The sequence below is a fragment of the Massilia sp. CT11-108 genome, from assembly GCF_047302915.1.
In the GTDB taxonomy this organism is placed as follows: Bacteria; Pseudomonadota; Gammaproteobacteria; order Burkholderiales; family Burkholderiaceae_D; genus Telluria; species Telluria orientalis.
Window position 1 is genome coordinate 1 of sequence record NZ_JBKYMO010001833.1, and the last position, 227, is coordinate 227.

Annotated in this window: 1 protein-coding gene; it reads right to left on the minus strand. The window is 68.7% G+C overall.

Annotated features, from left to right (window positions below; all coding sequences use genetic code 11):
- The coding region (locus ACEN88_RS36480) for a PEP-CTERM sorting domain-containing protein (protein ID WP_413347239.1) at positions 1–227 on the minus strand (227 nt) is incomplete at both ends.

Genomic DNA, 227 nt, shown 5'->3' on the forward strand with positions numbered 1-227 from the left:
GCTTCACGCCCCCGCCACGCCATCATCGCCAGCATGGCAACCAGCATCAGCGCCGCCGTCGACGGTTCCGGAACCTTGGTCACGCTGCTGACCGGGGTCGAGGGCGCCGCCACGAGGATCTCTTCGCCGACCGGTGCAAACGGCTGCAGAAACAGGTTGCCCAGGTCGCCGTCGGCGCCCAGGTAGTGCGTCGCATCGAACAGGGCCCAGCCGAACGCCGTGCCGAT